At 59.2% G+C, this 19,941-nt stretch carries 19 protein-coding genes; 9 read left to right on the top strand and 10 right to left on the bottom strand.

Features of this window, described 5'->3' with window-relative positions:
- Positions 1–95: 95 nt before the first annotated feature.
- The 3 genes from GGQ85_RS01490 to GGQ85_RS01480 all read right to left on the bottom strand — a co-directional run bounded on the left by GGQ85_RS01490 (position 96) and on the right by GGQ85_RS01480 (position 2,726).
- A complete protein-coding gene (locus GGQ85_RS01490) occupies positions 96–614 on the bottom strand; it encodes a hypothetical protein (RefSeq protein ID WP_309773009.1) in 519 nt (172 codons plus the stop codon).
- 160 nt (positions 615–774) lie between these two features.
- Complete coding sequence (locus GGQ85_RS01485; RefSeq protein WP_079446813.1) at positions 775–1,227, bottom strand: DNA polymerase III subunit chi; 453 nt, start codon at positions 1,225–1,227, stop codon at positions 775–777.
- On the bottom strand, positions 1,224–2,726 hold the full coding sequence (locus GGQ85_RS01480) for a leucyl aminopeptidase (RefSeq protein WP_309773006.1): 1,503 nt from the start codon (positions 2,724–2,726) through the stop codon (positions 1,224–1,226). Before GGQ85_RS01480 ends, GGQ85_RS01485 begins: the two co-directional genes overlap by 4 nt.
- Positions 2,727–3,083: 357 nt before the next feature.
- On the opposite strand from GGQ85_RS01480, the gene lptF reads away from it, so the two are divergent.
- The 7 genes from lptF to GGQ85_RS01445 all read left to right on the top strand — a co-directional run bounded on the left by lptF (position 3,084) and on the right by GGQ85_RS01445 (position 12,067).
- A complete protein-coding gene (lptF, locus tag GGQ85_RS01475) occupies positions 3,084–4,256 on the top strand; it encodes an LPS export ABC transporter permease LptF (RefSeq protein ID WP_309773004.1) in 1,173 nt (390 codons plus the stop codon).
- On the top strand, positions 4,253–5,350 hold the full coding sequence (lptG, locus tag GGQ85_RS01470; protein WP_309773002.1) for an LPS export ABC transporter permease LptG: 1,098 nt from the start codon (positions 4,253–4,255) through the stop codon (positions 5,348–5,350). The genes lptF and lptG overlap by 4 nt, the downstream gene beginning before the upstream one ends.
- Entirely contained in the window at positions 5,350–7,845 is a 2,496-nt protein-coding gene (locus tag GGQ85_RS01465) for an LPS-assembly protein LptD (RefSeq protein ID WP_309773000.1), read from the top strand. Before lptG ends, GGQ85_RS01465 begins: the two co-directional genes overlap by 1 nt.
- An 89-nt stretch (positions 7,846–7,934) precedes the next feature.
- A complete protein-coding gene (locus GGQ85_RS01460) occupies positions 7,935–8,894 on the top strand; it encodes a SurA N-terminal domain-containing protein (protein ID WP_079446818.1) in 960 nt (319 codons plus the stop codon).
- An 86-nt stretch (positions 8,895–8,980) separates the two neighbouring features.
- Positions 8,981–10,003, top strand: coding sequence for a 4-hydroxythreonine-4-phosphate dehydrogenase PdxA (gene pdxA, locus GGQ85_RS01455; RefSeq protein WP_309772997.1), 1,023 nt, complete (start codon positions 8,981–8,983; stop codon positions 10,001–10,003).
- The gene (gene rsmA / locus GGQ85_RS01450) at positions 10,000–10,866 is read left to right on the top strand and encodes a 16S rRNA (adenine(1518)-N(6)/adenine(1519)-N(6))-dimethyltransferase RsmA (RefSeq protein ID WP_079446820.1); all 867 of its coding nucleotides are present in this window, start codon (positions 10,000–10,002) and stop codon (positions 10,864–10,866) included. The genes pdxA and rsmA overlap by 4 nt, the downstream gene beginning before the upstream one ends.
- A gap of 256 nt (positions 10,867–11,122) precedes the next feature.
- Positions 11,123–12,067, top strand: coding sequence for a hypothetical protein (locus GGQ85_RS01445; RefSeq protein ID WP_309772995.1), 945 nt, complete (start codon positions 11,123–11,125; stop codon positions 12,065–12,067).
- An 80-nt stretch (positions 12,068–12,147) separates the two neighbouring features.
- Here GGQ85_RS01445 and gmk read toward each other — a convergent pair whose 3' ends face one another.
- The 7 genes from gmk to fabD form a co-directional block, all read right to left on the bottom strand.
- A complete protein-coding gene (gene gmk, locus GGQ85_RS01440; RefSeq protein ID WP_079446822.1) occupies positions 12,148–12,807 on the bottom strand; it encodes a guanylate kinase in 660 nt (219 codons plus the stop codon).
- A gap of 3 nt (positions 12,808–12,810) precedes the next feature.
- Positions 12,811–13,698 (bottom strand): YicC/YloC family endoribonuclease, encoded by an 888-nt coding sequence (locus GGQ85_RS01435; RefSeq protein ID WP_079446823.1) that lies wholly within the window; start codon positions 13,696–13,698, stop codon positions 12,811–12,813.
- A gap of 272 nt (positions 13,699–13,970) precedes the next feature.
- Positions 13,971–15,182 carry an endolytic transglycosylase MltG gene (mltG, locus tag GGQ85_RS01430; RefSeq protein WP_079446824.1) on the bottom strand — a complete coding sequence of 404 codons (1,212 nt, stop codon included), beginning with the start codon at positions 15,180–15,182 and terminating at the stop codon, positions 13,971–13,973.
- Positions 15,183–15,309: 127 nt separating this feature from the next.
- The gene (gene fabF, locus GGQ85_RS01425; RefSeq protein ID WP_079446825.1) at positions 15,310–16,575 is read right to left on the bottom strand and encodes a beta-ketoacyl-ACP synthase II; all 1,266 of its coding nucleotides are present in this window, start codon (positions 16,573–16,575) and stop codon (positions 15,310–15,312) included.
- A 95-nt stretch (positions 16,576–16,670) separates the two neighbouring features.
- Entirely contained in the window at positions 16,671–16,910 is a 240-nt protein-coding gene (locus tag GGQ85_RS01420) for an acyl carrier protein (RefSeq protein ID WP_009799564.1), read from the bottom strand.
- 274 nt (positions 16,911–17,184) lie between these two features.
- Positions 17,185–17,922 (bottom strand): 3-oxoacyl-[acyl-carrier-protein] reductase, encoded by a 738-nt coding sequence (gene fabG, locus GGQ85_RS01415; RefSeq protein WP_309772990.1) that lies wholly within the window; start codon positions 17,920–17,922, stop codon positions 17,185–17,187.
- Positions 17,923–17,941: 19 nt separating this feature from the next.
- The gene (gene fabD, locus GGQ85_RS01410; protein WP_309772988.1) at positions 17,942–18,901 is read right to left on the bottom strand and encodes an ACP S-malonyltransferase; all 960 of its coding nucleotides are present in this window, start codon (positions 18,899–18,901) and stop codon (positions 17,942–17,944) included.
- A gap of 372 nt (positions 18,902–19,273) precedes the next feature.
- Here fabD and rpsF point away from each other — a divergent pair, with 372 nt between their 5' ends.
- Both rpsF and rpsR read left to right on the top strand, forming a co-directional pair.
- Positions 19,274–19,693, top strand: a complete 420-nt coding sequence (gene rpsF / locus GGQ85_RS01405; RefSeq protein WP_079446828.1) for a 30S ribosomal protein S6 — start codon at positions 19,274–19,276, stop codon at positions 19,691–19,693.
- 5 nt (positions 19,694–19,698) lie between these two features.
- Positions 19,699–19,938, top strand: a complete 240-nt coding sequence (gene rpsR, locus GGQ85_RS01400; RefSeq protein ID WP_079446829.1) for a 30S ribosomal protein S18 — start codon at positions 19,699–19,701, stop codon at positions 19,936–19,938.
- Positions 19,939–19,941 lie beyond the last annotated feature (3 nt).

Here is a 19,941-nt window from a genome sequence, read left to right as displayed (position 1 = left end):
CCGCGGATGCTAGTTTGTGTGAAGAAAACGCGTTAAATCAAAATCATAAAGCAAGGATTTCAATTCTATTGGAAGCGGAGCTCCAGCTCACGCTTCTACCGTTTTTTCGCTCGCCGCTCCGGCTTCTGAGGTGCGGCTAGTTCAGGCGCCCGCTCGATCGAGGACAGACGTCCCGCCGAAAATGTATAAGTTCCGGCGCGTGGTCCTCTCAGGAACGTCAAGACTGCAACACGATCTCCCCCCGGATTGTTGGAGAGACTGACATTATCCGGCGCGACTCCGATGCCGCGCGTCACGTCGCATTCGGTATGACCTAACGCCACCGTACCCGTTGCAGTTGGCGGAGCAGCGGTAGCGTTGTCGGAGGGTGCACCGGGTCCCCCTGCGCCGATCGGCGGCGCCATCCCCGTACAAAGACCGTCCGCACTGATGAGGTCGTCCGGCGCGACCGGCTTGTCCGGCGTGAGCGGCGGTGTTTCAATCGAAACGTTCTTGACGAACACCCTGCCGGATCGCGAAAACCAGTCCGCATCCTTCGACAGCAGATCTGACGACAATATATCCGATGCGCTGCCGCAGCCCGATACAAGCGGCGCTATCAGAAGGAGCGACATCAAGGCCCTTCGGCGAAATCTGGGCTGTCTCACGACGAATTTTATCCCGACGGATCGTAAAAAACCTGTCCCACCACCTATTTGCGGCGTGACCATGACTGGACCTTAGTGTCTGAGCAGAAAGCTTCAAGTATCATCAAATTACAACCGCTCTATCTGGCTACTTGCGACGCTGCCAGCGTCCAGTTTCGTCAGGCTGCCAGTAGGTCGCCTCAAACCCTCGTGACTTGCACTCTGTCCAGACGGCCCTCGCGGCATCTAGCGCGCCACTATCGTCGCCATCGAAGATCAGCACCAGCCGTTCGTAGGTATCAGGACTGTCCGGAAGTGGGGCGCTGTCGATTAGAAATCTGACGGTGGCCCGGTTGGGATTTCGGCCGTCGACTGTCAGGATAATCGGCTGTTCGCTGGCGTCCTCGATCCGCCACGTCGCATGCGGCAGGAAAGAATCGTCACGATAGGACCATAGATGCGCATCGAGCGCATCGGCGCGCTCCTCAGATGTTGTATGGACGACGGCGCGCCATCCGCGTTCGAAGGTTTTCTCGAGCAGCGGTGGCAGAACTTTTTCAAGCGACATGTTCTGCAAATGGTAGAACAAAACTTCCGTCATCGCTGCGTTTCGTAATGCTCCGCGACGAGGCGATCCAGCAACCGCACGCCGAACCCGGATCCCCAACTCTGATTGATGTCGGATTTGGGAGCGCCCATCGCCGTTCCCGCGATGTCGAGATGCGCCCACGGCGTATCGTCGATGAACCGTTGCAAAAATTGAGCAGCCGTGATCGAGCCGCCATAGCGGCCGCCGGTGTTTTTCATGTCAGCAAACTGCGAGTCGATCAGCTTGTCGTATTCAGGCGCAAGCGGCATCCGCCAGACCCGCTCACCGGTCTCCAAGCCTGCCTTGGTCAGTCGCTCCGACAGTTCGTCATTGTTGGAGAACAGGCCGGCGTGGGCGGTGCCGAGCGCCACCATGATCGCGCCGGTGAGCGTTGCGAGATCAACCATCACCTTCGGCTTGAACTTGCGGGTGACGTACCAGAGCACGTCTGCAAGGACCAGCCTGCCCTCGGCGTCGGTGTTGATGATCTCGATGGTCTGCCCTGACATTGACGTTACGATATCGCCGGGCCGCTGCGCGTTGCCGTCTGGCATGTTCTCGACAAGGCCGATGACGCCGACGGCGTTCACCTTCGCCTTGCGCGAGGCGAGCGCATGCATCAACCCCACCACACAGGCCGCCCCGCCCATGTCGCCCTTCATGTCTTCCATGCCGCTGGCGGATTTGATCGAGATTCCGCCGGTGTCGAAGCAAACGCCCTTGCCGATGAAAGCGACGGGCGGTTCGCCCTTCTTGCCGCCATTCCAGCGCATGACGACCGTCCGGCTGGGCCGTGCCGACCCCTGCCCCACACCCAGCAGCGCCCCCATGCCAAGTTTGGTCATCGCCTTGACGTCAAGAACGTTGATACCGACTCCGATCGCGCGCAACCGGCTCGCGCGCCGCGCGAATTCCTCCGGATAAAGTACATTCGGCGGTTCGTTCACGAGGTCGCGCGCGATAATGACACCGTCGACAACGTGATTGACAGGCGCGAACGCCTTCTTTGCTGCGGCGACGTCGGCGACCGCTATCGATATATCGGCGCGCAATACCGCATCGTCGCCGTCCTTTTTCCGCGTCTTGTAACGATCGAATTTGTAAGCGCGTAACCGGATACCGGAAGCCAGCGCCGCCGACTGATCCGGACCCATCATTGCGGATGGCAGCTCCGCAATGATCGTGACGCCGCCGTTATCGCTACGAATCTTTCCCGCAAGAACACCGCCGAATTTCAAGAAATCGCTGCTTTTGAGAGCCGAGGTTTTGCCGGCACCCACGACGATCAGGCGATTAGCCTTGAGCCCCTCCGGCGCGAGAATATCGAGTGTCGTCGCGCTTTTGCCTTTGAACTGATTGGCTGCAGCCGCCCGTTTGACAAGTGCGGTTGACGACCCGAGAGCCTTGCTCGCGGCTTGGCCGAACTTCAGCGCATCATCGCAAAATACTACGAGGGTCCCGCGCGAAGCGGTCGAAACAGGAACAAAGCCCACCTTGACGGCGTCGGGCATCGGAATCCTCCAGGATCAGGGTGGTGCGGCCTCGAAATCGGGCCAGCGTGTGACTTAGCGACTATGACCTGTCAACGGCAACGCTGCCAAGGGTTCAACACCGTGTCAGCTTTCGGCGCCGTTGCTACAAATTCGCTTTGAGCGCAATTAACCCCCGCCGCCGTGGCTGCAGTGTCACATATTCCGGATTTTAACTATAATCGACGGACATTAAGCCTCGGCCATTTTGTTGACAGATCAAAGGGATGGTACTGAGAGACGAGTCAGGTAAAACATGGCGGGACGCTGGGGACGTCTCGGTCGCGGTCTGGCGTTGCCGGATGTGTTTGCCTGAAAGATTGGGGATCGTTCAGACCGATGGGGTCGATCGACAAGTATATTTTCCGGACGACGCTGGCGTCGTTTGTGGTGGTCCTGGTCAGCCTGACAGGGGTGATCTGGATTACGCAGGCGTTGCGTGGAATCGACCTGATGACAAGCCAGGGACAGACCATCCTGACGTTTCTGGGGATCACCAGCCTTGCTATCCCCGTGCTGGTGCTGATCATCTCCCCGATTGCGCTGATGATCGCGATCTCGCACACTCTCCACAAGCTTGCTACGGACTCGGAAATCATCGTGATGAACGCCGCCGGCTTATCGCCGTTCCGGCTCTTCCGGCCGTTCATCTATGCAACGGTGATTGTGGCCTTGCTGGTGGCGTTCATCGCGGCCTACCTTGCGCCTGATGGGATGCGTCGGTTGAAGCGATGGGATGCCGAGATCACCGCCGACGTTCTGGCGAACGTTCTGCAACCCGGCCGATTTGCGCAACTGGATCCGAATCTGACAATTCGTATTCGGGAACGACAGCCTGGTGGCCAACTCGCCGGAATTTTCATTGATGATCGCCGTAATCCTGAAGAGCGCCTCAGTATCATCGCCGACCACGGAACGGTGATGAAGAACGACCAGGGATCGTTTCTTATTCTGGAAGATGGGCACCTGGAGAGATTCGAGACGGGCAAGCGCGAACCGGCCATGGTCGCGTTTGACCGCTATGCGTTCGACATGTCGAAATTCTCCAATCGAGGGCATGACGTTATTTATGGCATTCGTGAACGTTACCTGTGGGAGTTGATTGCTCCCGATCAGAAGGACCCTCTGGTTCAGCAGATGCGTGGCCAATTCCGCGCCGAGCTTCACGATCGATTCACCGCCCCGATCTATCCGTTTGCCTTTGCAGCGCTGACCTTCGCATTCCTCGGAACACCGCGCACCACGCGCCAGAGTCGCAATTTCTCCATGGGAGCGGCAATTGCGGCGGTGTTCGGCCTTCGTATGGCAGGCTTCGCGCTTTCGGTCATGACTGTGAAATCGCCGATGGCCGCGCTCCTGCAATACCTGCTTCTTTTCGGGGCAATTGGTATCTGCTTGCGGGTGATCGTTGCTGGAATCGTGCTCGAACCATCCGCCGCGTTAACGGAGGCGATCAACAGATCGAACGAGCGGCTCCTCCGCCTGCTGGGGAAGAGACCGGCCCTCGCATGAGCATGTTGACGAACACGTTGGGTCGTTATTTTGCTGGCCGCTTCATGGTGGCTGCGCTCGGCGTTTTCGTCAGCATTTTTCTGCTACTCGTTCTTGTCGATTACATTGAAATGGTCCGGAGGACGTCGGGGCTTGCGTCGGCATCGGCACTCGTGGTTGCGGAAACATCGCTTTTCAGGGTGCCCCAGCTCCTTGAGAAACTGACCCCGTTCTGTGTCCTGATCGGCGCCATGACGTGCTATCTCGCACTGTCGCGGCAGCTTGAACTGGTGGTGGCCCGCGCCGCCGGCGTTTCGGCGTGGCAATTCATCTCGCCGGCACTCGTGTGCGCGATCGTGCTCGGCGCCCTCGCCACCACGGTCTACAATCCTTTGTCTGCCAACCTGCGCGAATTGTCCAAGCGGATGGAGGCCGAACTGTTTGGCGGTGTCTCCGGAGGAGGTCTCCAGGACGCATCCGGTTTCTGGATCAACCAAGTCACCGACGACGGTCAGGCTATCATCAATGCGGCGCGCAGTGAGCAGCAAGGCGTGCGCTTGACGGGGCTCACCGTGTTCACGTTCGATCCCCATTCCAAGTTCGAGGAACGTATCGAGGCGCGCGAAGCAGCCCTGGAAGACGGGCGCTGGCTGTTCAAAGGCGTTCGCCGGTTTACGCTGGACAATCCGCCGGTCGAGCAGGAAACCTTTGTCCTTCCGACCAGTCTGACGCCGGCACAGGTCCAAAACAGCTTCTCCACCCCCGAAACTGTGTCATTTTGGCAACTACCGAGTTATATCAGATCCTCCGAGAGCTCAGGATTTGCAACCGCAGGATACCGGCTACAATACCACAAACTCATCGCACAGCCGTTTTTGCTGGCTGCAATGGTGATGCTGGCGGCCTCGGTGAGCCTCCGCTTCTTCCGCTTCGGCGGGGTGCAAAAGATGGTTTTAAGTGGCGTGGGTTCAGGCTTTCTGCTCTATGTCCTGTCTAAGGTAACTGAGGATTTGAGCAAGGCCGAGCTGATGAATCCAATCGCTGCGGCGTGGCTGCCGGTCTGCGTCGGCAGCCTCACCGGCTTTTTGGTCTTGCTGCATCAGGAGGACGGATAGTGGCTGCAATCGCCACCCTCCGTAAGCGCTCGCCTGTTCGCGAGCGGCGCGTCTCACTGCGCCGCCGTCGGTCTGGTGCGTCCGTGATTCCGGCCTCGCTGACGGCGGCCGTTCTCGGACTGATTGCCGCCGCTGTGATTGACGTCGTCGCAACTACTCCGGCTGTGGCACAAAGCTTCACTTACAATCCTCGCCCGCCCAAGCCTACGCCGCCGCCACCTCAGAATGACGGGCAGATGCTCGTTCAAGCCACCGAGCTCGACTACGACTACAACAATTCTCGCGTGTCGGCCGTCGGCAATGTGCAGATGTTCTACAACGGCACGAGCGTCGAGGCGGACAAGGTCATCTACGACCAGAAAACCAAGCGGCTCCATGCCGAAGGCAACATCCGCATGACTGATGCGGGAGGCAAGATCACCTACGCCAATATCCTGGATTTGAGCGACGACTACCGGGACGGCTTCGTCGATTCGCTGAGAGTTGACACGGCCGATGCGACGCGCATGGCCGCAACCCGGGCCGATCGGACCAAGGGCAACTACACGGTATTCGAAAACGGCGTCTATACAGCCTGCGTGCCCTGCAGGGAGAATCCGAAAAAGCCCCCGCTTTGGCAGGTCAAGGGTGCCCGCATCATTCACGATCAGACCGAGAAGATGTTGTACTTCGAGGACGCCCGATTGGAATTTTACGGCGTGCCTATGGCCTATATGCCTTTCTTCTCAACACCAGATCCGACTGTGAAGCGCAAAAGCGGCTTCCTGGTGCCCACCTTTACGTCCTATTCTCCCTACGGGGTCGGGGTCGAGGTTCCCTACTATTTCGCGCTCGCGCCGGACTACGACCTGACCCTTTCTCCCCGATTCACCACGCGACAAGGCGTGTTGATGCAAGGCGAGTTCAGGCAGCGTTTCGTGGACGGCGCCTATCAAATCCGTGCTTATGGTATCAATCAGCTTGATCCGGACGCCTTCGGTTCGGGGCCCGGCAACCGGGACTTCCGCGGCGGTGTGGATACCAAAGGCCAGTTTGCCTTGAACGATAAATGGGTCTGGGGTTGGGACGGCGTTCTGTTAAGCGACTACTTCTTCTTCTCCGACTACCGGTTGAAGCAGTACAGGGACTTGATGCAATCGTTCCTGACTCTGCCGACCGAAGCGATTTCGCAACTCTATCTGACCGGCGTCGGTACCCGTAGCTACTTCGATGCCCGCGCGATTCACTACCTGAGCTTCTCGGGCAATCAGAGCCTGGTTCCGGTGGTTGCGCCTGTCATCGACTATTCGAATGTCATCAACCATTCGGTCATTGGCGGCGAATTCAGCTACAAGTTCAACTTCGTCAATCTCGCGCGTGATCAGGCGCAGTTCGATCCGATCTCGACGCTGGCGAATACCTCGTTCGTGTGCGCGCCAACGTCGGCTGACCCAGCGGCGAGAACACCGGCCAATTGTTTGCTTCGAGGCATTCCGGGAACCTATATACGCTTGACCGCACAGGCACAGTGGCGGAAGTCGTTCACCGATTCCTTTGGTCAGATCTGGACGCCGTTCGCTTCGCTTCGCGCCGACGCCATCAATGCTGACATCTCGAACCAGCCGGGCGTGTCCAATTTCATCCAGCCCGGTACCACGCAGGCACTCCGCCTCATGCCCGTTGTGGGTCTCGAATATCGCTATCCCTTCATCAACGTTCAGCCCTGGGGCACCACAACGATCGAACCGATTGCGCAGGTCATCATCCGTCCGAATGAAAGCTATGCGGGCAAGCTGCCGAATGAGGATGCGCAAAGCCTGGTCTTCGACGCCAGCAATCTCTTCAGCGTGGACAAATTCTCCGGTTATGACCGTGTCGAGGGTGGCGGTCGCGCCAACGTCGGCGCACAGGCGACGACTCAATTCGATCAGGGCGGCGCGATCAACTTTCTGTTCGGACAGTCCTATCAGCTGTTCGGCCTGAACTCGTTTGCTGTCGCGGATATCACCAATACCGGCGTCAATTCCGGCTTGCAGCGCCCGCAATCCGACTACGTCACAAGCGTGAACTATTCGCCCAACAGCATCTTCACGTTCAGCACCCGCGCGCGGATTGATGAGGCGACCTTGAATGTGCAGCGCTTCGAAGCCGAAGGCCGCGCCAGTTTCAGCCGGTGGTCCGGGAGCGTGTTGTACGGCGATTATGCGGAGCAGCCCGCCCTCGGCTTTCTCACAAGGCGCCGAGGTCTTTTGGGCACCGGTTCCATAAAGGTTGCATCCAACTGGGTCGTGCAGGGTGCGGCACGGTGGGACCTGGAAGCTAATCAAATCAACCAGTATGCAGTCGGCGCGGGATACGTGGACGATTGTTTTGTTCTCGGCCTCAACTACGTGACGTCATACATTTATTCCGCGGGAGCAACGCCGCCCCAGCTTAACCATGCTTTCATGCTTCAGCTTGGGCTGAGAACCTTGGGCCAGACCCGCGGAGGGTCGACCGGCTCTGGCATCCGCTAGTTTCAAGTGGTGGTACTTTGAAGAAGCAGGCTGTGCCGCCTGATGAACTCAGACCTCGACGACAATAGACCTGCTAAGCGCGCATTGACATGAAAATGATCTTGCTCTTCCGGCCGTTGAGCCGTCTGGCCTTATTCGCGTTTCTTTCTTTCGTCGGCTTGAACTCGCCGCTGCTTGCCCAGTCGGTCGCGGTCATGGTCAACGGCGAGCCGATCACCACTTTTGATATCGAGCAGCGCATCCGCCTGATTAAGATATCCACCCACAAATCTCCGCCCCGGCAGGAGGTGATCGAAGAGTTGATCGGCGAAAAGGTGAAGATCAGGGAGGCCAAGAAGTTCGGCGTGAACCCGACTTCGACGGATATTGATCAGGCATACGCCAGCATGGGCGCGCGGATGGGGATGTCGCCCGAACAGCTGACAAAATCGATCGGCTCTCAGGGAGTTCGTCCGGACACGATCAAGGCGCGCCTGAGAGCTGATATGGTTTGGGGAAGCCTTGTGCGCGGCCGCTTCAAGGAAAGTCTTCTTGTGAGCGATCGTGATGTCAATGAAGCGCTGAAGAATAGCGGCGAGGATAAATCGAAAATCGAGGGGGTCGAATACCGGATGCGGCCCGTTGTCCTGATCGTTCCGCGCGGCGCGGCGGGTCCGGTGGTGGAGGCGCGGCGCAACGAAGCCAATTCTTTGCGCGAGCGCATTCAGTCTTGCTCGGAGGCCGTTCGCACCGTCAAGGCGATGCGGAATGCCACCCTACGCGATCCGATCACAAAAACGTCCGCTGACCTGCCACCTACGCTTCGAGATCTGCTCGATAAGACGCCCGTGGGGCATCTGACTCCACCGGAAATCACGCGGCAGGGCGTCGAAATGGTAGCGGTATGCGAAAAGAAGGTAACCAGTGTGGACACCCCGAAGAAAAAGGAAATCCGGGAAAAAATGTTTGCCGACAAGTATGAGAAGCGGTCCAAATCCTACCTGGACGATATTCGAAGATCCGCGATGATCGAATATCGTGAGAGTCGTCCGGAGAAAGGCGACAAATGACGTTTCCCGCGTGTCCAGCAGGGTGATGCGGCAGATGTCATGAACGGCGGCGTGTATTCTATCAAAAGCCGCGCTGGAGCCACCGCGTGGTGAAGCCGATTGCATTGACCCTGGGCGAGCCGGCCGGCATCGGACCGGATATCACGATCGCGACCTGGCTGCGCCGCAAGAGCGATGCCGTTCCTCCCTTCTATCTTCTTGGCGATAGCGTCTTCATCGCGGCCCGGGCAAAGCTGCTCGGACTTGATCTTCCCTTGCTTGATCTTTCCTTGGCGGAGGTTGGCCAGAAAGACCTTTCCCAGATATTCAATGAAGCACTTCCGATTGTCGCCACGGGGCATCCGGCAACCGCGCATCCCGGTCATCCCGACGACAACAGCGCCCCCGCAGCGATTGGATCGATCCGTCATGCGGTCAACGATGTTGTAGCGGGCCATGCGGGAGCAGTGGTCACCAATCCGATCGCCAAGAGCGTGCTCCACCGGGCGGGATTCGCCCATCCTGGCCACACCGAATTTCTCGCCGAACTGGCGGCAACGAACTCCAACGCACCGCAGCCTGTGATGCTGTTGTGGTCGCCCGATCTTGCGGTCGTGCCCGTCACTATCCACCTGCCCTTGCGCGATGCGATCACAATGCTGTCGAGCCGCATGATTGTGGATACCGTTCGCATTGTCGTTGCAGACCTACGCTCGCGATTTGGAATCACCAGCCCCCGCATCGCGGTATCCGGATTGAATCCCCACGCGGGAGAGGACGGCTCGCTCGGAACCGAGGATCAGACGATCGTTGCACCGGCCGTCGCAATCCTGCGCGCCGAAGCAATCGACGTCAAAGGCCCGCTTCCGGCCGACACCATGTTCCATGAGGCCGCGCGCCGGACTTACGACTGTGCCATTTGCATGTATCACGATCAGGCTCTGATTCCGGTCAAAACGCTGGCTTTCGATCGGGCCGTCAATGTCACGCTGGGACTGCCGTTTATCCGTACATCGCCTGATCACGGCACTGCATTCGACATCGCCGGCACGGGACGCGCCGATCCATCGAGTCTGATCGCTGCGCTGAGCCTCGCCGCGCGGATGGCAGCGTCGACACGTTCGGCATGAGCGCGATTGATGACCTTCCGCCGCTGCGCGACGTCATCAAACGTCACGCGTTGTCGGCGCGAAAATCGCTGGGACAGAACTTTCTACTCGATCTGAATCTCACGGCCCGGATCGCGCGCGCCGCCGGTCCGCTCCAGGATGCGACCGTCATCGAGATCGGGCCGGGTCCTGGCGGATTGACGCGGGCGCTGCTTGCGCTCGGCGCGATGCGCGTCATCGCCATCGAGCGTGACGAACGCGCGCTTGGCGCGCTGGAAGAAATCTCGGCTCGCTATCCCGGCCGCCTCACGATCGTCAACGCGGATGCGACAAGCTTCGATCCACGACCCCTGCTCGGCACGATGCGCGCAAAGATCGTCGCCAACCTGCCTTACAACATCGCCACCGCGCTTTTGATCCGCTGGCTCAGCATCGAGCCCTGGCCGCCATGGTATGACGCCATGGTGCTGATGTTTCAGCGCGAGGTCGCCGAACGGATCGTTGCCCGCGAAAACGACGATGCGTATGGCCGCCTCGCCGTGCTGTCGAACTGGCGCACAGAGACCAAAATTCTGTTCGACATCTCGCCCGCGGCTTTCGTTCCGCAACCCCAGGTCACGTCTTCGGTGGTGCGGCTGATACCACGCGATAGCCCCGAGCCATGCGACCGGCGGATGCTAGAGCAAGTTGCCGCCGCCGCGTTCGGGCATCGCCGGAAGATGCTACGGCAAAGCCTGAAATCGTTGCCCGCTGATCCGGCGTCGCTGGCGGCTGCGGCAGGCATCGACCCCACGCGGCGCGCGGAGACCGTTCCAATATCCGGTTTCGTTGCGATGGCTCGTGAATTGGCGGACATACACCGCAATAGAACGGATCGGATCTGAGACGATGTTATGGCGTTGATGCGCCGCAATCGCCGTAAAGTTCGGTGTTGTTGTGCACATGTTATCTTTATCGCGAAGCCGCGAGACCGCGCGCCTACGTTAAGGTGGCCGAGCAGGTAAAAAATGTAGGCAGAAGAGAGGTCATTCAGCCTCAATTACGCCCCGACCATTCCGGATTTACGGCGCAATGCGACCCAAGTCTTTCTCGATTATTAACGAAAAAGCATCGTGAATCTTGTCATGATCGGGGATATGCATGTCAAACCGTTTGGGGAAACGTCTCTCAACCCTTGGGGTAGCTTTGTTCACGGGCGGCATGCTTGCGATCACCGTCCATGGCTCGGCACGCGCGGACGATACCTGCCTCGTAAAACCGGGCGCGACGACGCCGCGCGGAGGTCACTGGCATTATCGCGTCGAGCCGGGAACGAAGCGTCACTGCTGGTATCTCGGCGAAGGCCGCGGCAAGACTGCGCTGGAAACCTCAGCAAGGCCGTCGCCGTCTGCTTCCGCGTCGGACAAGCCGGCAATGAGGTCTTCCGCACCACCTCTCCGGCCGTCCATCACGAATGCTCATGCGGAGCTCGATGACGCGACAAGCGCGAACGATCCAGCAGACACCAACTCTCTGCCGTCCACGAGGGATTCTTCCGACGAACCTGCGCAAAACACGAATATCTCGCAACCGGCCACTACCACACAGTGGCCCGATCCGGCCATCAACGCAGCACCGGTCGCCAATGCGACGCAACCGCCGGTACAAGCCGCAGTCACGTCTGGTCCGCAGACGCCGAACGGCACGCCGGTCTCTGCGGCAACAATCGAGTCTGATACTCAGGCGCGCGGCGAACGCAGCGAGCCAAGCCTTGCTTCAGCCGTCGTCAGCGTTCCTGAGGCTGAAATTCAGTCCCACTCGTCATCTATGCTGCTGGGTGGACTCGCTGGCGCGTTGGCCGTAGCAGGGTTTCTTGGATTTGCAGCTGTCAAGTTCGGGAATCTGAGCAGCCTCTTGCAAGTCCGTCACTCGCGATTGATCGAGGATTTGGTCGACCAAGGCTACCCTCCGCCCTGGAAACGACAGGGGCCCGATACGGCACAAACCTCCCGCAGTGACGTGCTGCGCATACGCCAGGACATCGAGGCGCAATCTCGCGACATCATGGAAATTCTGTCTCGGGCATCACGTGGAGCAACGACGTAGCGGCGAATGAAAAGGTTTCTAAGCGAACTCGTCAAATCAAAGTCACAGCGCCTCGCTTCGGATGCATCACAGGCGAGGCTCTAAGTCTCAAGTTGCCGCTGCAATTCTCGCACGAACGCCGTCAATCCGGTTCGGCGTTCGCGCTTGAGCCGTTCAGCCTTCAGAATTGACTGCACCTCAGCAAACGCTTCATCGACATTCTGGTTGATGACGATGTAATCGTACTCGGCCCAGTGGCTGAGTTCATGCGTGGCGCGGTCCATTCGTTCGCGGATGACATGATCTGCATCCTGGGCACGGGTATGCAGGCGTCGTTCCAGATCAGTGGCGGACGGCGGTAGAATAAAGACGCTGACCACGTCGGCCCGTGCCTTCTCGCGCAATTGCTGCGTGCCTTGCCAGTCGATATCGAACAGTACGTCGCGGCCGGACGCCAGCGCTGCATACACTGGTGCGCGCGGCGTGCCGTAGCGATTGTCGAACACGACGGCCCATTCCAGCAGATCATTGTGCTTGACCATGGCCGCAAAGGTTGCGTCGTCGACGAACTTGTAGTCACGACCATCGACCTCGCCCGGCCGCATCGGGCGCGTGGTCGCAGAGACCGACAGGCTCAAACCCTCGACGCGCTCGATCAGCAGCCGCGACAGCGTGGTTTTTCCAGCACCGGAAGGCGACGATAGCACGAACATCAGGCCGCGCCGTTCGACTCCGTCGAAACCCCGATCGTGAGCAGTCATCGATCACTCCAGATTCTGGACCTGTTCGCGAAACTGTTCGACGGCGTTTTTCAGTTCAAGTCCGACATTTGTCAGTTCGAGATCGTTCGACTTCGAGCAGCAAGTGTTGACTTCCCTGTTGAACTCCTGCGCAAGAAAATCAAGCTTTCGTCCGATCGGCCCGCCCCTGCCGATCAACTCGCGCGTCTGCGAAATATGCGAGGCAATGCGATCCAATTCCTCGCGGATATCGGCCTTCGTAGCGATCAAGATCGCTTCCTGATGGAGTCGATCCTGATCGAAGCGGTCCGATGTGTCGAGCAATGCGGTAATCTGCTCGGCAAGTCGCGCCTTCACTGCGCCCGGTTGACGGCCAGGGGCGGCCTCTGCCCTGCGCGCGAGACGCTCGATCTCATCCATGCGCTGCATTAGTACGCCGCCAAGCGTAGCTCCTTCACGCTCGCGCATATCCACTAGGCTGCGCAGCGCCTGCTCGAAGGTTTCAGCGACGGCGGTCTTTGCTGCGAGTTCCTCGGCATCGTCGAGCTCCGGTTCAACGACCTCCATAACACCCTTTATCGATAGCAAACCGTCAATGCTCGGCGCGAGCACGTCGATTTTGCCACACAAATCGCGCGCGACCTTCAGGAGAGATGCCAGAACCTGTTCATTGACGCGAACAAGGGGAACCGCGTTGCTGCGCTTCACCGTTAGGTTGGCGTAGACCGTTCCGCGTGACAACACTTGTGCTGCGCGCTTCCTTATCGTCGCTTCTATATCGTCCCAGCCGGTCGGTAGCCGCGTCCGAAGGTCGAACCCTTTGGCGTTCACGGATTTTAACTCCCATTCGAACGCATACGGCCCACTGGCGCCGTGGCTTCTTGCAAAGCCGGTCATGCTCGACAACGCCATCGCGTGGTTTCTCCGAAGCACCCAGATGTGAGATTCGTTTAACGGATCGTCCCGACGTTAGAGAATTTTGTGGCCGAGTGAAATCCGCTTTTGATGGAATCAGAATCGAAGTTCTGCGCTTTTGGTTGATGCGTTTTCACGCGAACATGGAAACCGGTTTCGGATAAGATGATGCGCGATCAAAAGGTGAATCAGACACCAGGCCGAATGCCGACGGCGGTCTGATTCGATCCCTGTTGCTGAATGATGTGCTGCGAAGGCTCTACAGCGCCCTACCGGTTTGGCCGGGTTCGCGCCCGCGGGGCGGGCTTCGGGGCAGGCTCGTCCTGTGTGGTGCCGGTTTCTGTTGTGGTGGGCGCGACAGCCGGCGCCGGCTCGTCCAGCGGCTCGACCGCATCGTTTTGAATCTGCTTTTCCATGGTCCGCAACCGAGCGACGTTCTTCTGGTGCTGCTCGTAAGTCTCGGTGAAGCTGTGCCCCCCGTTTCCATCGGCAACGAAGAATAAATCGCGGGTTCGCGCCGGATTTGCCGCTGCTTCGAGCGAAGCTCGGCCGGGGTTCGCGATCGGTCCCGGCGGCAACCCTTCAATCACGTAGGTGTTGTATGGAGACGCTTGCATAATTTCGCTGCGTTTGATCGGCCGCCCCAGCGTCCCCTTGCCTCCGACCAGACCATAAATGATCGTTGGGTCGGACTGTAGTTTCATTTTCTGCTTCAGACGGTTGGCGAACACGGCCGCGACCCGGCTGCGTTCATCCGCCTTGCCTGTTTCCTTTTCAATGATAGATGCCAGCGTAACGAGTTGATCAGATGTTTTGACGGGCACATCTGAGGCACGACGCTCCCAGATTTCTGCGAGCACGCGCTTCTGAGCCTGCTGCAAGCGCTGGATCACTTGCTCTCGGCTGGTGCCGCGCGGAAACTTGTACGTCTCGGGCAGCAATGTGCCCTCGCGTGGAATCTCTCGAACAGTCCCTGAGAAAATCTCATTCTCCGAAAGCCGTTCTATAATCTGTTCGGAAGTCAGGCCTTCTGGAATAGTCACGGGATGCTGCACCACCTTGCCTTCGACAATAGTGCCGATGACTTCGCGCAGACTGGCTTGCTTCTGGAACGCATATTCTCCTGGCTTCAGATCCGCGCGCGCCTTTAACGCAAATACACTTCCGATAAACGCCCAGCGATTGTCGTCGATCACACCTTCGCGCTGAAGAATTTCGGCAATGTCGTTCATTCCGGCGCGGGCCGGAATGTTGACGATCTTTTCATCCTGTAGCGGCCCCGGCGCTTCGATCTTCTGCTTGCCGTAGAAAAAAACGCCGCCGGCACCAAGCATCCCGATCAACAAAACCGTAATGATCGCGTTGCCCGCAACCACCAGCGGGCTTCGCGCGCGGGCAGAACGCTTCGGTGGCGGGGGTACCTGTTCGGGTTCAAGCGCGGCGCGTGGACTGCGCGGAGAGATGGGCGGCCTTTCAGTCATCGATGCAACATAAATCCTGTCGGTTTAATCGCGGCCGGCGAATTCCCTGCCCCGGCCAACAGCATGCGGCCGTCTCTAGGATTTATCATCGAATGCGGCGAAACAGTGGATTTGCGTCCATCACACGTTAATTGGCGAGGCGCCGCATGATAATTGATGCGTTGGTCCCGCCGAACCCGAACGAATTCGACAGTACGACGTTGATTTCCCGCTGACGCGCCTTGTGTGGGACGAGATCGATCGCTGTTTCCACCGAAGGATTATCGAGATTGATCGTTGGCGGGGCGATGTTGTCGCGAATCGCAAGGATGCTGAAAATAGCTTCGACTGCGCCCGCGGCACCCAGCAGATGGCCAATAGAGGATTTTGTGGAGGACATCGACGTGCTTGACGCGGCGTTACCCAGCAATCTTTCAACAGCCTTCAGTTCGATTTCATCGCCGACCTGGGTCGATGTACCGTGGGCGTTGATATAGTCGATATCCGATGGAAATATGCCAGCGCGCTTCATGGCAGCGGTCATGCTCCGAAACGCGCCGTCGCCGTCCGGGGACGGTGACGTGATGTGATAGGCATCCCCCGACAGGCCGTATCCCGTAATTTCGGCATAAATTCTCGCGCCGCGCTGCCGTGCATGCTCGTACTCCTCGAGCACAACGACACCAGCACCTTCTCCCATGACGAAGCCGTCGCGATTGTTGTCGTAAGGACGCGATGCCTTTTGCGGCGTGTCGTTGAAGCCGGTGGACAGCGTCCGCGCGGCGCAGAAGCCTGCCATGCCGATGCGGCAGATCGGCGATTCCGCGCCGCCAGCCACCATGACATCGGCGTCGCCGAGTGCGATCAGGCGGCTCGCATCGCCGATTGCATGCGCGCCTGTCGAGCAGGCTGTCACCACAGCATGGTTCGGTCCCTTGAGCCCGTGTTCGATCGACACGTATCCCGAAGCAAGGTTGATCAGGCGTCCCGGAATGAAGAATGGCGACACCTTGCGGGCTCCCCTCTCCTTCATGAGGACCGCAGTGTCGGCGATACCCGAAAGGCCGCCGATTCCGGAACCAATCAGGGTGCCGGTCGCGCAACGATCCTCGTCGGTTGAAGGATGCCAATCCGCATCGTCGAGCGCCTGTCTGGCGGCGCTCATCGCGAAGATAATAAAATCGTCGACCTTGCGCTGGTCCTTCGGCTCCATCCACAGGTCAGGATTGAAGGTTCCGTCAGTACCGTCGCCACGTGGAACGACGCAGGCGATTCGGCACGGCAAGTCGGTAACGTCGAACGTCTCGATCTGCTTCGCGCCGCTCATGCCGTCGAGTATGCGCTTCCAGGTCGGTTCGACTCCGCAGCCAAGCGGCGACACCATGCCAAGTCCGGTGACGACGACGCGCCTCATCTGGAAAACTCCAGCTTCCTTACAAATCATAAGGAAAAGCCGGTGGGCCGTTCGAACACGACCCGTCCGGCTTCATGTAAGATCGCGGAAGAGCGTCAGCTTTTCGCGTTCTTCTCGAGAAACTTTGTGGCATCGCCGACGGTCAGGATCGTCTCCGCCGCGTCATCGGGAATCTCACAGCCAAATTCTTCCTCGAAGGCCATCACGAGCTCGACCGTATCGAGACTGTCTGCGCCAAGATCGTCAATGAAGCTGGCACTCTCGACGACTTTCTCGGGCTCTACGCCAAGGTGCTCGACCACGATCTTCTTAACCCGCTCGCCAATCTCGCTCATCATTAAACCTCGCGCTTGTTCAATTGGACCCGACCGCAAACGAGCCATCGTGGAGCATTAAACTAGCTAATTCCTGTCGCTATTTGCAGTCGTGTAGGATTCGGTCTTTTCCGCCTTGTGCGGGTGCGGACCGGCAAACGACGGCAGCCGCCACACCGCCAATATACAGGGTTTCAAATTCCTGCAATGGCGTTCTTTGCCCACCCGTTCTTGGTCCGGTTATCACACATCGAAAGCCTTGACCACAAGCCCCGGTAGACGGGCTAAAAGCGCCTCAAATCATTGCCATTCCGCCATTGACATGAATCGTCTGCCCCGTCACGTAGGCCGCTTCGTTCGAACTCAGATAGACCGCCGCCGCCGCAATATCTTCCGGCGTTCCGAGGCGGGCCGCGGGGACTTTCGTCAGAATCGTCTCTCGCTGTTTCTCGCTCAGCGCGTCGGTCATCGCTGTTGCGATAAATCCGGGTGCAATGCAATTGGCTGTCACCCCGCGCTTCGCGTATTCCGCGCCTAGCGTTTTGATCATGCCGATCAGTCCGGCTTTCGATGCGGTGTAATTCCCCTGCCCCGGATTTCCGGTGACGCCGACCACCGAGGTGATCGCGATGATGCGGCCGAAGCGTTTGCGCATCATCAGTTTTGTCGCCGCGCGCGCCAGGCGGAATGTCGCTGTCAGATTGATCCTGATCACATCATCCCAATCCTCGTCGCGCAATTGCACAAACAGGTTGTCCCGTGTGACGCCCGCATTGGCGACGAGAATATCGACGCGTCCCATCGCCTTCTCGGCATCCGGCACCAATGCTTCGACCTCCGCCGCATCCGATAGATTGCAGGGCAGCACATGAACGCGCTCGCCAAGCGTACCCGCCAGCGCCTCCAGCACCTCCCGACGAGTACCGGAAATCGCAACCGTCGCTCCTTGCGCATGGAGCGCCTTCGCAATGGCGCCGCCGATACCGCCGGTTGCGCCTGTCACAAGCGCGGTCCTATCGGTCAAGTCGAACATCGCTCCTCCTTTGTCTTGTTTAAGCCGAGCGGGCGGCTGCCAGCGCTTCCTTGGCTTGCGCTATATCGTTCGGTCCGCCGACGGCCACGCCGATGGCGCCATCCGCTATGCGCTTGACGAGCCCGCTCAGAACCTTGCCGGCTCCGATCTCGAAAAAGCGCGTCACCCCGTGTTCGGCCATATAGGCGACCGACTCGCGCCAGCGGACGGTTCCTGTCACCTGCTCGATCAGCCGCCGGCGGATTTCGTCAGGGTTCGTGATCGGGGCGGCCAGTACGTTGGAAATGACTGGCACCGCCGGCGTGCTGATCGCCACGTCAGCTAGTGCCTTCGCCATCGCGTCGGCCGCGGGTTGCATCAGCCTGCAATGAAACGGCGCCGACACCGGCAGCAGCATCGCGCGCTTGGCGCCTTTGGTCTTCGCGATCTCGACTGCCCGATGAACCGCCTCCTTGTCGCCGGACACGACAACCTGTCCGCCACCATTGTCGTTCGCGGCCTGGCAGACCTGACCCTGCGCGGCTTCGTCGGCAACGGCGACCGCGGCTTCATAATCAAGGCCCAATAGCGCCGCCATAGCGCCAGCACCGACCGGAACCGCCTTCTGCATGGCGAGGCCACGCGTCCGCAGTAGCCGCGCTGTATCCGCGATGCTCAGGCTGCCCGCGGCCGCCAGCGCGGAATATTCTCCGAGCGAATGTCCGGCCACGAAGGCGGCATCCCGTGCCACCGAAAATCCGGCCTCGGCTTCGAGTACGCGGAGAGTGGCAATAGAGACTGCCATCAAGGCCGGCTGGGCATTCTCGGTCAATTGCAGGGTTTCAGCAGGCCCATCCCAGATGGTGGCGGTCAGCTTTTCGCCGAGGGCCGCATCCACCTCGTCAAAAACAGCTTTTGCGACGTGAAAAGCCTCGGCCAGCGCCTTGCCCATACCTACGGTCTGGGAACCCTGCCCCGGAAAAGTGAATGCCGCGGTCATACGCTCGCCCCTTGAAACCCCGAGCGGAGAGACACCGCGCGCCGAATGATGTCAAGACAGGTGGTTGCTAGGCTCATCAACTGCTTGCGGCGGTCTCTGAGCTTCGTGGTTTGATGGCTTAGACCGCGAGCCGGCGACGCCGTTATCTCTTGCAACCGGCCCGAATATCCGTATAACCCGCGCCATCCGCAGATCCCGGCCGGGAGCTGAACGGACGGTCTCAGCAATTTCACCTGTCAGGCGATATTGATGCGGCAGGGCCCATCGGCCCGTCGTCCCGTGCTTCCGCCTTCTGAGCTTATCCCGAGTCCTTTCCAAAGGTCTCGAAGGGCTTGCCGCCGGGGTCCGCGCCAACTTGAGGAAAGGACATCCATGCCTCTCTATGAGCATGTTTTTCTCGCGCGCCAAGATGCGAGTTCCCAGCAGGTCGAGGAATTGACCAACCAGATCACGGGCGTGATCACGGGATTGGGGGGCAAGGTCACCAAGACCGAGAACTGGGGCGTACGTTCGCTCACCTACCGCATGAAGAAAAACCGCAAAGCGCATTTCGTGCTGCTCAATATCGATGGGCCGGCCACGGTCGTCAATGAGATCGAGCGCCAGGAACGCATCCACGAAGACGTCATCCGCTATCTCACCGTGCGGGTCGAAGAACATGAAGAAGGTCCTTCGGCGATGATGCGCAAGGCCGATCGCGACCGTGAGCGTGACGATCGCGGCGGCGGTTTCCGTGGCGACCGCGGTCCGCGCAGACCGCGCGATGACGCCAACGCAGTGGTTGAGGAGTAAGAATCATGGCTGATGCCGGTGCACGCCGTCCATTTTTCCGCCGCCGCAAGACCTGCCCGTTCACGGGTGCGAATGCGCCGAAACTCGATTACAAGGATTCCAAGCTGTTGATGCGTTACGTCTCCGAGCGCGGCAAGATCGTGCCGAGCCGCATCACCGCTGTATCCGCCAAGAAGCAGCGTGAGCTCGCGCGCGCGGTCAAGCGTGCGCGTTTCCTCGGTCTACTTCCTTACGTTATCCGGTAATTC

The organism is Nitrobacter vulgaris (genome assembly GCF_031453995.1).
GTDB classification, from domain to species: domain Bacteria; phylum Pseudomonadota; class Alphaproteobacteria; order Rhizobiales; family Xanthobacteraceae; genus Nitrobacter; species Nitrobacter vulgaris.
Note: the sequence above shows the minus strand (reverse complement) of the source record. Positions and strands in the feature narration are given on the sequence as shown.

What these genes read in the sequence shown, in the direction of transcription:
- GGQ85_RS01490 (WP_309773009.1), bottom strand. Translation starts at nt 614, where the DNA reads ATGTCGCTCCTTCTGATAGCGCCGCTTGTATCGGGCTGCGGCAGCGCA.
- GGQ85_RS01485 (WP_079446813.1), bottom strand. Translation starts at nt 1,227, where the DNA reads ATGACGGAAGTTTTGTTCTACCATTTGCAGAACATGTCGCTTGAAAAA.
- GGQ85_RS01480 (WP_309773006.1), bottom strand. Translation starts at nt 2,726, where the DNA reads ATGCCCGACGCCGTCAAGGTGGGCTTTGTTCCTGTTTCGACCGCTTCG.
- lptF (WP_309773004.1), top strand. Translation starts at nt 3,084, where the DNA reads ATGGGGTCGATCGACAAGTATATTTTCCGGACGACGCTGGCGTCGTTT.
- lptG (WP_309773002.1), top strand. Translation starts at nt 4,253, where the DNA reads ATGAGCATGTTGACGAACACGTTGGGTCGTTATTTTGCTGGCCGCTTC.
- GGQ85_RS01460 (WP_079446818.1), top strand. Translation starts at nt 7,935, where the DNA reads ATGAAAATGATCTTGCTCTTCCGGCCGTTGAGCCGTCTGGCCTTATTC.
- rsmA (WP_079446820.1), top strand. Translation starts at nt 10,000, where the DNA reads ATGAGCGCGATTGATGACCTTCCGCCGCTGCGCGACGTCATCAAACGT.
- GGQ85_RS01445 (WP_309772995.1), top strand. Translation starts at nt 11,123, where the DNA reads ATGTCAAACCGTTTGGGGAAACGTCTCTCAACCCTTGGGGTAGCTTTG.
- gmk (WP_079446822.1), bottom strand. Translation starts at nt 12,807, where the DNA reads ATGACTGCTCACGATCGGGGTTTCGACGGAGTCGAACGGCGCGGCCTG.
- GGQ85_RS01435 (WP_079446823.1), bottom strand. Translation starts at nt 13,698, where the DNA reads ATGGCGTTGTCGAGCATGACCGGCTTTGCAAGAAGCCACGGCGCCAGT.
- mltG (WP_079446824.1), bottom strand. Translation starts at nt 15,182, where the DNA reads ATGACTGAAAGGCCGCCCATCTCTCCGCGCAGTCCACGCGCCGCGCTT.
- fabF (WP_079446825.1), bottom strand. Translation starts at nt 16,575, where the DNA reads ATGAGGCGCGTCGTCGTCACCGGACTTGGCATGGTGTCGCCGCTTGGC.
- GGQ85_RS01420 (WP_009799564.1), bottom strand. Translation starts at nt 16,910, where the DNA reads ATGAGCGAGATTGGCGAGCGGGTTAAGAAGATCGTGGTCGAGCACCTT.
- fabG (WP_309772990.1), bottom strand. Translation starts at nt 17,922, where the DNA reads ATGTTCGACTTGACCGATAGGACCGCGCTTGTGACAGGCGCAACCGGC.
- fabD (WP_309772988.1), bottom strand. Translation starts at nt 18,901, where the DNA reads ATGACCGCGGCATTCACTTTTCCGGGGCAGGGTTCCCAGACCGTAGGT.
- rpsF (WP_079446828.1), top strand. Translation starts at nt 19,274, where the DNA reads ATGCCTCTCTATGAGCATGTTTTTCTCGCGCGCCAAGATGCGAGTTCC.
- rpsR (WP_079446829.1), top strand. Translation starts at nt 19,699, where the DNA reads ATGGCTGATGCCGGTGCACGCCGTCCATTTTTCCGCCGCCGCAAGACC.